We start from the raw sequence: 11,854 nt of genomic DNA on the forward strand, positions 1-11,854 counted from the left end.
CGACCCCTTTTTGAACAGGAGACATGATCATGGCGATTACCGCGAGCATGGTTAAGGAACTGCGCGACACCACCGGCGCAGGCATGATGGACGCCAAAAAGGCGCTGACTGAAAACGACGGCAACATGGAGGCGGCGGTCGATTGGCTGCGCACCAAGGGTCTGGCCAAGGCGGCCAAGAAATCCGGCCGTACCGCAGCCGAGGGCCTGGTGGCCGTCGCCGTCGATGGCAGCACCGCCGTCGCCGTCGAGGTGAACTCGGAAACGGATTTCGTCGCCAAGAACGCCGATTTTCAGGCGATGGTCGCGTCCTTCTCGCAGGCGGCGTTGAACGTGGACGACATCGAAGCGTTGAAGTCCGCCGACGTGAACGGCAAGCCGGTGTCCGAAGTCCTGACAGACAAGATCGCCACCATCGGCGAGAACATGTCGGTGCGCCGGATGGCCAAGCTGACCGGCGCGTCCGTCGTGTCGTACGTCCACAATGCTGCGGCACCCGGCATGGGTAAGATCGGCGTTCTGGTCGCGCTGTCGGGTGAAAACGAAGCCTTCGGCAAGCAGGTCGCGATGCACGTCGCCGCAACCAATCCGGCAGCCCTGAACGAGGCGGAGCTGGATGCGTCCGTCATCGACAAGGAGCGTCAGGTCCAGATCGACATCGCGCGCGAAAGCGGCAAGCCCGAGCAGGTCATCGAGAAGATGATCGAAGGACGCATGAAGAAGTACATGGCCGAGGTCACCCTGGTGAACCAGGCGTTCGTCGTAAACCCCGACCTGACCGTCGCCGCCGCCGCCGCTGAGGCCGGCGTGGAAGTGACCGGCTATGTGCGTCTGGAAGTGGGCGAAGGTATTGAGGTGGTGAAGGAAGATTTTGCCGCCGAAGTCGCTGCCGTCGGCAAGGGCTGATCGCTTACATCACGTCTGGATCTGCGAAGCGGCGCCGGGGGGGAAGTCCCCGGCGCCGCTTTTGTCAGGGGTGAGACTGGGGAAGAGACAGCCCCCTGAAGTGCTCGGGCACCGGGGAAATTCCCGGTGCCGTCGCGGATCCGAAACTCATCGGAAAACCTCCGGTCTTGGCTGAATACGCGCCCTGATCCATCAGCTATTAGTCTTTGGTCGAATTACCGTCACTCACAAGACATCGTCAGACTTGCACTCAAGTTGACGCAGCGGAAGTAAGGGATTCCTTACCTTTTGGTAAAACCCGGTTCGGACCAGATCGGATCAGCCGTGGTACCGGAAGAACAGGTTCTGATTCCCGATCTTCAGGATGGCCTGCGCGGTCGTCTCCACATCCAGGGCCTCGCGCGCCAGGCGCAGGTGTTTTTCGACCGTCGCGGGATTGCGCTCCATCAAGACTGCGACGTCCTGAATGGTCTTACCGTCGGCGACCAACTCCAGCACTTCGCGCTGCCGATCCGTCAGGTGCCGTCCGTGCAGGCCGTGGGGCAGGGACAGAAGCGTTAGATGCGCGACGTTGTTGATCATCTCGATCTCGTTGCCCTTCTTCGACCAAAGCGCGTCGACCTGCGCCTGCGTCATCTGCGTCGATGCAAGGCCGACGCCGTGGCCAGTGCGCGCCGAGACCCGCGGAAAGCTGATGCCGTAGCCCGCCGTCACGCCGTGGGCGAGGTTGTAGGCGACCACGCGCATCACCTCGGGCGACAATCGCCCCTCCCGGGCGTCCCGCGCGATTTCGGACCACGACAGGCAGCCGGTGTTTTCCATCGCCCACCGCACCATCGGTGCGTCGCGGAACAGCCCGCCGTCGAGATATTCTTCCGTGAAGCTCTTGGGGTAGTTGGTCAGTATGAAAGCGTCGCGGATATCCCCGGCGGAGTAATCGGTGCGAAACCGCGTTGCCGCATAGAGGACGCGGTCGAACCCATAGGCGAGCATGCGGTCCTGCAACATCTGCCAGACGACGGCCAGATCGGTTTGCCGTGTCATCTCCAGTAGAAATGCGTCCGTGTCGGTTGATTTTCGTGCCACAATGCCCCCCAGCGTCGCTTTCCCGGAGCCTATGGCAATCGATTGCCACAAGTCGAGCGATGAAGCGGGGAACCGATGAACGATGGGGCAGGGTGCCATGCGCCGCAGGGCCTCTCACGCTTCAACGGAGCCAACGGCATTACGAACACGACAGGCTTTCCCGCGCCACCCAAATGGCCGAATGCGCGGACCTGAGGGCATCGAACTCGCGTCTGGTCTGTTGCCCCGTTTCGACATGGCAGAAGCACATCTGACATCGTTTGATCGGCACGACAGATGCCGCAAAGAGTTTGCGCAGCCGGCGGCAACCATTCGCCGCCTGTCGCGTTCCACACTGCCCGACGCATGGATGGGCCCCACGTGAAGGGTGGCCCGATGACGGATGGTGGATTGAACGACCGGGATCGTGCGCTTTTGTTCGGCGATGAAGGCGTCACCCCCGGCGAGGCGGTCGTGCATTTCGAGCACGGCCTGGCGCGGTACGGTGGCGAGGAAACGGCCGACGTGGCCGGAGAACCGCAGACGCTTCAGGCCTTTATCTATCGCAACGGCGGAAAGCTGATGCTGCCCGCCGAGGCTGGCCGCGATTTCTGGCCCTATGGTGCTCCGGCCGAAGAGGTGACGCTGGACCGGTTGAAGGCCGGCGATTGGGAAACTCGGCGCGATGAAATGATTGCGGAACTGCGCAGCGGCGCGGAGCGCTTGGTGGCCGCCGACCGTGCGCGCCGGTCGCAGGTGGCCCCCAAGCTGTCGCCGAACGGCGCCGCCATGACGAAATTTGCCGCCGGGTTCGGGCACGAACCGACGCCGGATCAGGCGCGCGCCATCGACGCCGTTCTATCCGATCTGGCCCGCGAGGTGCCGATGGACCGGTTGCTGATCGGCGACGTGGGGTTCGGCAAGACTGAAGTCGCGCTGCGGGCCGCCGCCGCCGCGGCCCTGTGCGACCGTCAGGTGGTTCTGGCGGCACCGACCACGGTGCTGGCGCGTCAGCACGCACATACGTTGCGCAAACGCTTCGGACAGAACGCCGTGATCGAGATTTCACGCCTGCTGCCCGATGCCGACCGGGCGGATGCATTGGCCCGCGTCGCGTCCGGTGACGCGAAGGTGGTGGTCGGGACGCAGGCGGTGCTGGCCGAAGACGTGACATTCGCGGATCTTGCCCTCGTCATCATCGACGAGGAGCAGCGGTTCGGCCGCGAGCAGAAACGCGACCTGCGCGCCCTTGCCGAAGGGGTCCACGTGCTGACCATGACCGCGACGCCGATCCCAAGGTCTCTGGCCGCCGCCGAAATCGGGTTGATGGATGTGTCCGTGATTGCCACCGCGCCGGCCACGCGGGTGCCGGTGGAGACGCGCATCTCAGGCTTTGACGCGGACGCCATCGAGGCCGCCATCGAAGAAGAGATCGCACGCGGCGGGCAGGTGTATCTGGTTTGCCCGCGGATCGAAGGAACTGGTCGGATCGAGGCAATGCTGGAGCGGCGCGGGGCCAATTTTTCGCACGTCACCGCGCACGGCCAGATCGACGAGGATACGCTGGAGGCGCGCATGTTGCGCTTCATGGAAGGCGACGTGGACGTGCTTTTGTCGACGACGATCATCGAAAGCGGTCTGGATAATCCGCGCGCCAATACGATGATCGTGGTCGATGCGGATCTGTTCGGTCTGGCACAGCTGCATCAGCTGCGCGGGCGCATCGGGCGCGGCGACGTGGCCGCGAAGATGGTGCTGACTACGGAAGTTGACGCCGGCGCGGATGGCGTGGACGCCGACGACGCGCCGAACGATGCCGTGCGTCGTCTGGAAGCCTTCGCCGAAATGTCCGAAATCGGCGCGGGCTTCCGCATCGCACGCGAAGACCGTCACATGCGCGGATTCGGAGAGATCGACGGCGACGCTCAGTCGGGCCAGACCTCACGCCTCGGGATCGGTCTCTATCGACATATCCTGCGCGATTATATTGCCAGAGCCTGACCGCAGACCCGCGCGTTCACAAGATGCCCGGCCTTCTTGTCGTGTCCAGCGAGACACCGGATCAGCGGAATGCCCGGCGCGCTCGCAGCGGCCCGCCTTCGCATGAGACATAGGTCGAGACGTTGCGTGGATGGCTTCTGGCGGCGACTTCGCCTCGGTCCGCTTTGTAGACTTCGGCGATATGATTGACGCGCAAGCGCTACGTTCGTCCGTATGCCGGCGGGGGCAAGAGTCCTCTCCACGTCGGATGCAAGATTAGTGGAAGCCGCCAAAATTTGCAATCGAGCCGGCATTTCAGGGGGATCCAAAGTCACCTGGAACTGGCCCTGATCGAAATAGCGCCGGCGTTGAACGGCCTGTCCGAGACCCTGATCGTGCGGGTCCTGCTTGCAGACAAGGCCGACGTCGAAGGTTACGGTGCCAAATTGAAGACGCTAGAGGCTGATCCGCAGCGGCGCGACCTTGGGTGGCAACTCAGGCTGAACGACGAAGTGATCGCGCTGCCGCGGTGGCGGGAAATACTAACTTCCTGCACCGGATCGGCAGTTCTGCGGCCTGATCACAGCGAAAGAACTTGGACTCGCCCCGGAAGACGGGCGATATTGTTCCCGAGGGCGCAAAGGACGCCATGCTAGATGCGCGTTCGCATATGGAAGGGGCGGCATTTTCGACGCAGCACCGGGGCCAAATTCGGAGGCGGGAGATCGACGGTGAAACTAGATATTGAAAGTGGACGGATCACCGTTGCGGCGGATGATCTGGCACCGCTTCTGGATCTGACTGCCGCTGAGTTTCGTGACCGGATGCAAAGCGGCAGGATCGCAACCCGTTCTGAGGTCGGCGAGGGCGAGGACGCGGGCCGGCTTCGCCTCACGTTTCAGGATGACCGCTGGAAGGTGCAACTGATCTGCGCCGCCGACGGAACCGTCCTACAACGTCTGCGTGTCCCGGTCGGGCGGGACCCACAGCCCAAGCCGTCCGGCGATCAAAGCTAGAATATCGGTTTCCATGGGAAAGTTGGCGGAGAGACAGGGATTCGAACCCTGGGTAGACGTTAATCCACAACGGTTTTCGAAACCGTCCCGTTCGACCACTCCGGCACCTCTCCGCGCCTGTGGTGTGGCGCGTCTTTAGGCAACGCGCGCGGGGGCCGCAAGTGTGCTGCGGGGTTTTTCCGGCTTGGAGCCTGGACGCGCCGGAAAACCGGCCCGGCAGAAGGTGTCGGGGCGGGGAATGCTGCGGCGCTGCCCTTCTTGACAGTATCCGGACCCCATGCGATTGCCCGCTCTATGGCCGTGAGGATTCTTGCGGCCTTTGCATATTTTGGATGTCCCTTTCGGGGACGCGCCGTCCGAGGTGGCTGGATTTCCTGGAAGTTCCGCCGCGAACGCCCCGATCGGGGGACCGCAGGACGCGGAACAATAAGGAGAGAGCGGAATGTTTGCCGTTCTGAAAACCGGTGGGAAGCAGTACCGGGTCGCCGAAGGCGACGTGCTTCGGGTCGAGCGTCTGGCCGCCGAGGCGGGTGAGACCATTCAATTCAACGACGTGATGATGCTGGGCGGCGACAACGTCACCGTCGGCGCGCCGCTGATCGACGGGGCGGCGGTGCAGGCCGACGTGATCGATCAGATCAAGGGCGAAAAGCTGATCCACTTCGTCAAGCGTCGGCGCAAGCATTCGTCGAAGCGCACCAAGGGCCACCGTCAAAGGCTGACCCTGCTGCGGATCACCTCGATCCTGGCATCGGGCGGCGACAAGTCTGGCGTCAAGGAAGCCAAAGGCGCCGGGTCGATGACCGTCGCCGAGCGCGCCGCCGCATCGCCGGCGTCGAACAAGTCGAAGGTCCGTTCGGGCAACAAGGGCACGTCGGGAATGTCGACGGCTGCCAAGGTTGCCGTGGCCGCTGGTGCCGCTGCCGCGACCGGAGCCGTCGTTGCCGCAGGCGTTGCCGCCTCCAAGAGCGACAAGCCCGCGAAAGCGGCGAAGGCCGTCAAGAAAACTGTCGAAGACGCAGTCGCACCCGGCTCCAAGCCTGGCAACCTGCTGGACGAGGCACGCGGCGGTAAGGCCGACGACCTGAAGAAGATTTCCGGCGTCGGTCCCAAGCTGGAAGGCGTTCTGCACGAGAACGGCGTTTTCCACTTTGACCAGATCTCCGCTTGGGGTCCGGACGAGATTGCCTATATGGATGACCGGCTGTCGTTCAAAGGCCGGATCGAACGTGACGGCTGGATTGATCAGGCGACGAAATTCGCCGCAGAACAGGAGTAAGGACAAATGGCACACAAAAAAGCCGGTGGCTCCTCCCGCAACGGACGCGACTCTGCGGGTCGTCGTCTTGGCGTGAAACTCTTCGGTGGTCAGAAGGCCATCGCGGGCAATATCATCGTGCGCCAGCGCGGCACCAAGTGGTGGCCGGGCGAAGGTGTCGGTATCGGCAAGGATCATACGATCTTCGCCACGACCGACGGCGCGGTGACGTTCCGCAAGGGTTTCAAGGGGCGCACCTTCATCAGCGTCATGCCGATGGCCGAGGCCGCTGAATAAACCGAACCTCAAGGTTTGAAAAATCAAGGGGATCGGCCACGCCGGTCCCCTTTTTCGTTTCTCTTTTCGCCCGATCACCCCAGAACGGGAGGCCATCATGACCCAGACCGTTCCGGTTATGACCGGCCCACCGCCGCTTACGTTGACCGGCCCTCGGGTGACGCTGCGCGCCCCGGTCGACGCGGATGCCCGGGCGCGCATGGCGCTTGGCTATGATCCGGGGATCCTGCAGGCCTACGGCCAGGACATCGCGGCGACGGCGGCCTTCACGCCCGAACGCAGCGAATCTTGGTTGGCGGAACAGCGCGGGGCGGGGGCCTGGATGATCACCGTGGACGACGTGCTGATCGGCACGGTCCGCCTGCATTCGCCGGTGGAGGCGGACCGCAGGGCACAGATCGCCATCGGCCTTCTGGATGCGACCCAATTGGGCCGCGGATTTGGCACGGAAGCCCTGCGGCTCGTCATCGACCACGCATTCGACGGGTTGAATCTGCATCGGTTGTCGTTGCGGGTTCTGGCTGACAACACGCGCGCAATCCGCTGCTACGCCCGGCTTGGCTTCGTGGAGGAGGGGCGGGAGCGTCAGTCGGCCCGCGTGCCGGACGGATGGCAGGACGACCTGATCATGGGTCTGCTGGCCGCCGATTGGGACGGGGGCGCGGCATGAGCGTCGCAGTCCTCAGCTTCGCGGTCTTTGCCGCCAGTCAGGTCGGCACGCCCGGTCCGGCGAATATGGCGCTGATGACCACCGGCGCGGCCCACGGCCTGCGCGCCGCGCTGCCGTTCGTCGCTGGCGTGGCGCTTGGCAAGCAGTTGATCATCTGGCCCGTCGGCTTTGGTTTGATGCAGCTTGCAACCCGCTATCCTTGGGCGTTCGAGGCGCTGAAATGGATATCGGCCGCCTATATCATCTGGTTGGCATGGCGGGTCGCGAACATGCGCTTGGCCGCAAAGGGGGACGCCCGGGCCCCCGGCTTCCTGGCCGGTCTGATCGTGCACCCGCTGAACCCCAAAGCCTGGGCGATGATCACCGGGGGGTTCACCGCCTTCGTCGCGCCCGGAACGCCGGCCCTGACCGCCACGGCCACGATCGCCGCGGTCCTTCTGGCAACCCAGATCGTGCTCCATCCTCTTTGGACCTGGGGCGGTAGCATGATCGCTCACCGCGTCCGCGGCACTTCAGCGGAACGCTATCTTATGTGGACATTGGCGGGTCTGACCGTGGCCAGCGTTCTGTTCGTGCTCTTTGCAGGAGAACCGAAATGACCCCACAATCTGCGCCGCACCGGCTGGACGAGGTGAAGACGCAGGATCAGGTGACCGTACCATCCCGCAGGCTGTCGCTGCGGCCCCTTCGGCGCAGCGACATGGGCCTGATCGAGCTCTATGCGGCCGATGCCCGCGTCGCCCTGCGCACGCCGTCCATCCCGCATCCGCTTCCCCCGGGGGCGACGGATGCCTTCGTCACGCGTGTCATGGCTGGGCAGGGAGAAGACATGGTCTGGGCGATGGACGCATCGGAGGCGGGAATGGACGAGCTTGTCGGCGTCGTCAGCCTCAAGCGGATGGACCGCGCGCAATCGGAAATCGGATATTGGGTCGCACCGATCGTGTGGAACACCGGCCTCGCGTCCGAGGCGGTGACGGCGCTTCTGGCGGCGAACCCGACCGGTGCCCGGCAGATCTTCGGCACGATCTTCCAGGACAATCCCGCGTCGGCCCGCGTCCTGACGAATGCGGGCTTCGACTACATCGGCGACGCCGAGACGTTCTGCGTCGGGCGAGGGGCCGTCGTTCCGACCTGGACATACATCCGCCAGATGGCCTGACCCGCGCGCGCACCGGCTTGAGGACCGCGCGAAAGGCGGCTATCGCACGGACCTGACCCCAACCCGGATAGTCCCGCCCATGAAGTTCCTCGATCTCGCCCGTGTCTACATCCGCTCCGGCGGCGGCGGCTCGGGCGCCGTGTCGTTCCGGCGCGAGAAATACATCGAATACGGCGGACCGGATGGCGGCAACGGCGGGCGCGGCGGCGACGTTATCGTGGAAACGGTCGAGGGGCTGAACACCCTGATCGACTTCCGCTATCAGCAGCATTTCTTCGCCAAATCCGGTCAGGGCGGCATGGGCAAGCAGCGCACCGGCAAGGATGGCGACAGCATCACGCTGCGGGTCCCGGTCGGCACCGAAATCCTGGACGAGGATCAGGAGACAGTGATCGCCGACATGACCGAACCGGGCCAGCGGATCGTGCTGGCCAAGGGTGGCAATGGCGGTTTCGGCAACCAGCATTTCAAGTCGGCCACCAACCAGGCACCGCGCCGTGCGAACCCCGGTCAGCCGGGGGTCGAGCGCGAAATCTGGCTGCGCCTGAAACTGATCGCGGACGTCGGCCTGCTGGGCCTGCCCAATGCGGGCAAATCGACCTTCCTTGCGGCTACGTCGAATGCGCGCCCCAAGATTGCGGATTACCCTTTCACGACACTCGTTCCGAACCTGGGCGTCGTCGGGGTGGATGGCGTGGAATTCGTCGTCGCCGACATCCCCGGCCTGATCGAAGGCGCGCATGACGGGACGGGTCTGGGCGATCGGTTTCTGGGCCACGTCGAACGGTCGGGGGCCTTGCTGCATCTGGTGGACGGCACATCGCCCGACGTGGTCGAGGATTACCGCACCATCATCACCGAGTTGGAGATGTACGGCGAGGGGCTGGTCGACAAGCCGCGCCTGACGGTGCTCAGCAAGATCGACGCCTTGACCGAGGAGGATCTGGACGCGCGCCGCGCCGCGCTGTCCAAGGCGATCGGGACGGATGTTCTGACCATGTCCGCAATCTCGGGCACCGGCACGACGGAGGTGCTGCGGGCGTTGCGCGACATGATCGGGTTGAAGGCCCCTGGTGCCAAACCCTCCGGCGATACGGCGGAGGACGAGGACGGGGGCGCGCCGTGGTCGCCGGTCTGAACGACGCGAAACGGATCGTCGTCAAGATCGGGTCGGCCCTGCTGGTCGATGCCACGACAGGGGCACCGCGGACCGCATGGCTGGCCGGTCTGGCGTCGGATGTCGCGACGCTGCGGGCCGAGGGAAAAGAGGTGATCCTCGTCTCCTCCGGGGCGATCGCCCTGGGGCGCCGCGTCCTCGACCTGACGCCGCCGCTCAGCCTGGAACAGTCGCAGGCCGCCGCTGCCGTCGGTCAGATCCAGCTTTCGGCCGCCTACGAGGCTGCGTTGCAACCACTGCGCTGCGCCCAGGTCCTGCTGACGCTGGACGACAGCGAAGACCGGCGGCGCTATCTCAATCTGCGCAATACGTTTCAGGCGCTGCTGGATCTGGGCGTCGTGCCGATCGTCAACGAAAACGATACCGTCGCCACCGATGAAATCCGCTACGGCGACAACGACCGCCTGGCCGCGCAGGTCGCCGCGATGGCTGGCGCGGATGTCTGCATCCTGCTGTCGGACGTCGACGGGCTTTATACCGCGAACCCGGCGCTTGACCCCTCGGCGGAACACCTGCCGATCGTGACGGACATCACCGAAGACATCGCCGCGATGGCCGGGGAAGGCGTGTCGGGGCTGTCCAAGGGTGGCATGATCACCAAGATCCTGGCGGCCCGGACCGCGACCGGCGCGGGTTGTGCCTTGGTCATCGCGCGTGGGTCCGATGCGCCGCTGTCCGCGCTGCGGGCCGGGGCCCGCGCCACCTGGTTCGTGCCCAAAGATGACCCGCAGCGGGCGCGCAAGCGGTGGATCAACGCGATGAAGACGCGCGGTGTCATCACCGTCGACGCCGGGGCCGCACGTGCGTTGCGCAGCGGCAAATCCCTGCTTCCGGCCGGCGTGCAATCGGTCACAGGCGCCTTTGGCCGCGGGGAGCCGGTGCGGATCGAGGATGCGACCGGCCATGTCATCGCGACGGGGCTGAGCAATTATGACGCGCGCGAGGTCGGCGCGATCAAGGGCCTGAAATCCGACGCCGTCGCGGGTGCCCTTGGCTATGCCGGACGAACCGCGCTGATCCACCGTGACGACATGGCAATCTGACCCACCCGGAGAGACGAGATGCAGGATCCGAGCCCCGATATTCCCGGCCTGATGCGTGATATCGGCCGCGCCGCCCGCGCCGCGACCGTGCCGCTGGCTGCCGCGACGGCCGAGGTTAAAAACGCCGCGCTGATCGGTGCGGCAGACGCCCTGTGGGCCGCGCGAACGGACGTGCTGGCGGCGAATGAACGCGACCTCGCCTACGGCCGCGAAAAGGGCCTGACCGACGCGATGATGGACCGCCTGCGTCTGGACGAGGAGCGAATTCGTGCCATCGAAGGCAGTCTGCGGGCCATCGCAGCGCAGCCCGATCCCGTGGGCCGCGTGCTGGCCGAATGGGACCGCCCGAATGGTCTTCATATTCGACGTGTCGCGACGCCGCTGGGTGTGATCGGTGTGATCTACGAAAGTCGCCCGAACGTGACCGCCGACGCCGGTGCGCTGTGCCTCAAGGCCGGCAACGCCGTCATCCTGCGCGGCGGATCCGAAAGCTTTCATTCCAGCCGCGCCATTCATGCCGCCATGGTGGCGGGTCTGAAATCGGCCGGTCTGCCCGACACCGCGATCCAACTGGTTCCGACCCGCGACCGGGCCGCCGTATCCGAAATGCTGGCTGCGACGGACCACATTGACGTCATCGTCCCGCGCGGCGGCAAGGGCCTTGTGGGTCTTGTCCAGCGGGAAGCACGGGTGCCCGTCTTCGCGCATCTGGAAGGCATCGTGCACATCTACGTCGACGCATCTGCGAACGCCGACATGGCGCGCGCCATCATTCTGAACGCCAAGACCCGACGCACCGGCATCTGCGGCGCCGCCGAATGCCTGTTGATCGACCGGGACATCGCCAAGACCTTGGGTGCGGAGATCATCGCCGACCTGATGCGCGAAGGTGTCGAAGTTCATGCGGGCGAAGGGCTGATCGGCACGATCCCCGCGACGGACGACGATTGGGGCACCGAATTTCTCGACATGACGATCGCGGCCAAGGTCGTCGACGGCATCGACGGTGCCATAGACCACATCCGCCGCCATTCCTCCAACCACACCGATTGCGTCATTGCGGAGGATGGGGCCGTCGTCGCACGCTTTTTCGCGGGGCTCGATTCCGCAATCCTGATGCACAACGCCTCCACCCAGTTCGCGGACGGTGCCGAATTCGGGATGGGGGCGGAGATCGGGATCGCAACGGGCAAGATGCACGCCCGCGGCCCGGTCGGAGCGGAGCAGTTGACCAGCTTCAAATATCTTGTCACCGGTAACGGCGCGATCCGTTCATAATCA

The 11,854-nt window shown here is 64.8% G+C and carries 12 protein-coding genes and 1 tRNA gene; 11 read left to right on the forward strand and 2 right to left on the reverse strand.

The features are described from left to right. The first annotated feature begins 29 nt into the window (after positions 1 to 29). Positions 30 to 905: a translation elongation factor Ts gene (gene tsf / locus JDO7802_RS13490; protein WP_055087256.1), complete on the forward strand. Its 876-nt coding sequence runs from the start codon at positions 30 to 32 to the stop codon at positions 903 to 905. A gap of 318 nt (positions 906 to 1,223) precedes the next feature. On the opposite strand, the gene JDO7802_RS13495 is transcribed toward tsf, so the two are convergent. Then, positions 1,224 to 1,949, reverse strand: a complete 726-nt coding sequence (locus tag JDO7802_RS13495) for a LuxR family transcriptional regulator (RefSeq protein WP_055086392.1) — start codon at positions 1,947 to 1,949, stop codon at positions 1,224 to 1,226. 387 nt (positions 1,950 to 2,336) lie between these two features. On the opposite strand from JDO7802_RS13495, the gene JDO7802_RS13500 reads away from it, so the two are divergent. Then, positions 2,337 to 3,971, forward strand: a complete 1,635-nt coding sequence (locus tag JDO7802_RS13500; protein ID WP_187298144.1) for a DEAD/DEAH box helicase — start codon at positions 2,337 to 2,339, stop codon at positions 3,969 to 3,971. Between the two features lie 710 nt (positions 3,972 to 4,681). Beyond that, complete coding sequence (locus JDO7802_RS13505; protein WP_144430618.1) at positions 4,682 to 4,966, forward strand: DUF6522 family protein; 285 nt, start codon at positions 4,682 to 4,684, stop codon at positions 4,964 to 4,966. A gap of 23 nt (positions 4,967 to 4,989) precedes the next feature. Here the strand turns inward: JDO7802_RS13505 and JDO7802_RS13510 are convergent. Further along, a tRNA-Ser gene (locus JDO7802_RS13510) sits at positions 4,990 to 5,079 on the reverse strand. A gap of 329 nt (positions 5,080 to 5,408) precedes the next feature. On the opposite strand from JDO7802_RS13510, the gene rplU reads away from it, so the two are divergent. The 8 genes from rplU to JDO7802_RS13550 all read left to right on the forward strand — a co-directional run bounded on the left by rplU (position 5,409) and on the right by JDO7802_RS13550 (position 11,851). Further along, on the forward strand, positions 5,409 to 6,245 hold the full coding sequence (gene rplU, locus JDO7802_RS13515) for a 50S ribosomal protein L21 (RefSeq protein WP_055086397.1): 837 nt from the start codon (positions 5,409 to 5,411) through the stop codon (positions 6,243 to 6,245). 6 nt (positions 6,246 to 6,251) lie between these two features. Continuing rightward, positions 6,252 to 6,521, forward strand: coding sequence for a 50S ribosomal protein L27 (gene rpmA / locus JDO7802_RS13520; protein WP_055086399.1), 270 nt, complete (start codon positions 6,252 to 6,254; stop codon positions 6,519 to 6,521). Between the two features lie 97 nt (positions 6,522 to 6,618). Further along, positions 6,619 to 7,191 carry a GNAT family N-acetyltransferase gene (locus JDO7802_RS13525; RefSeq protein WP_245624194.1) on the forward strand — a complete coding sequence of 191 codons (573 nt, stop codon included), beginning with the start codon at positions 6,619 to 6,621 and terminating at the stop codon, positions 7,189 to 7,191. Continuing rightward, the gene (locus JDO7802_RS13530) at positions 7,188 to 7,790 is read left to right on the forward strand and encodes a LysE family translocator (protein ID WP_055086400.1); all 603 of its coding nucleotides are present in this window, start codon (positions 7,188 to 7,190) and stop codon (positions 7,788 to 7,790) included. The genes JDO7802_RS13525 and JDO7802_RS13530 overlap by 4 nt, the downstream gene beginning before the upstream one ends. Then, on the forward strand, positions 7,787 to 8,353 hold the full coding sequence (locus JDO7802_RS13535) for a GNAT family N-acetyltransferase (protein ID WP_083481169.1): 567 nt from the start codon (positions 7,787 to 7,789) through the stop codon (positions 8,351 to 8,353). The genes JDO7802_RS13530 and JDO7802_RS13535 overlap by 4 nt, the downstream gene beginning before the upstream one ends. Before the next feature lie 79 nt (positions 8,354 to 8,432). Beyond that, positions 8,433 to 9,491, forward strand: a complete 1,059-nt coding sequence (gene obgE / locus JDO7802_RS13540; protein ID WP_055086401.1) for a GTPase ObgE — start codon at positions 8,433 to 8,435, stop codon at positions 9,489 to 9,491. Continuing rightward, a complete protein-coding gene (gene proB, locus JDO7802_RS13545; RefSeq protein ID WP_055086402.1) occupies positions 9,476 to 10,573 on the forward strand; it encodes a glutamate 5-kinase in 1,098 nt (365 codons plus the stop codon). The genes obgE and proB overlap by 16 nt, the downstream gene beginning before the upstream one ends. Before the next feature lie 18 nt (positions 10,574 to 10,591). Beyond that, a complete protein-coding gene (locus tag JDO7802_RS13550) occupies positions 10,592 to 11,851 on the forward strand; it encodes a glutamate-5-semialdehyde dehydrogenase (protein WP_055086404.1) in 1,260 nt (419 codons plus the stop codon). The last annotated feature ends 3 nt before the right edge of the window (positions 11,852 to 11,854 follow it).

The sequence above is a fragment of the Jannaschia donghaensis genome (genome assembly GCF_001403795.1).
Lineage (GTDB): Bacteria > Pseudomonadota > Alphaproteobacteria > Rhodobacterales > Rhodobacteraceae > Jannaschia > Jannaschia donghaensis.

What these genes read in the sequence shown, in the direction of transcription:
- tsf (WP_055087256.1), top strand. Translation starts at nt 30, where the DNA reads ATGGCGATTACCGCGAGCATGGTTAAGGAACTGCGCGACACCACCGGC.
- JDO7802_RS13495 (WP_055086392.1), bottom strand. Translation starts at nt 1,949, where the DNA reads ATGACACGGCAAACCGATCTGGCCGTCGTCTGGCAGATGTTGCAGGAC.
- JDO7802_RS13500 (WP_187298144.1), top strand. Translation starts at nt 2,337, where the DNA reads ATGGATGGGCCCCACGTGAAGGGTGGCCCGATGACGGATGGTGGATTG.
- rplU (WP_055086397.1), top strand. Translation starts at nt 5,409, where the DNA reads ATGTTTGCCGTTCTGAAAACCGGTGGGAAGCAGTACCGGGTCGCCGAA.
- rpmA (WP_055086399.1), top strand. Translation starts at nt 6,252, where the DNA reads ATGGCACACAAAAAAGCCGGTGGCTCCTCCCGCAACGGACGCGACTCT.
- JDO7802_RS13525 (WP_245624194.1), top strand. Translation starts at nt 6,619, where the DNA reads ATGACCCAGACCGTTCCGGTTATGACCGGCCCACCGCCGCTTACGTTG.
- JDO7802_RS13530 (WP_055086400.1), top strand. Translation starts at nt 7,188, where the DNA reads ATGAGCGTCGCAGTCCTCAGCTTCGCGGTCTTTGCCGCCAGTCAGGTC.
- JDO7802_RS13535 (WP_083481169.1), top strand. Translation starts at nt 7,787, where the DNA reads ATGACCCCACAATCTGCGCCGCACCGGCTGGACGAGGTGAAGACGCAG.
- obgE (WP_055086401.1), top strand. Translation starts at nt 8,433, where the DNA reads ATGAAGTTCCTCGATCTCGCCCGTGTCTACATCCGCTCCGGCGGCGGC.
- JDO7802_RS13550 (WP_055086404.1), top strand. Translation starts at nt 10,592, where the DNA reads ATGCAGGATCCGAGCCCCGATATTCCCGGCCTGATGCGTGATATCGGC.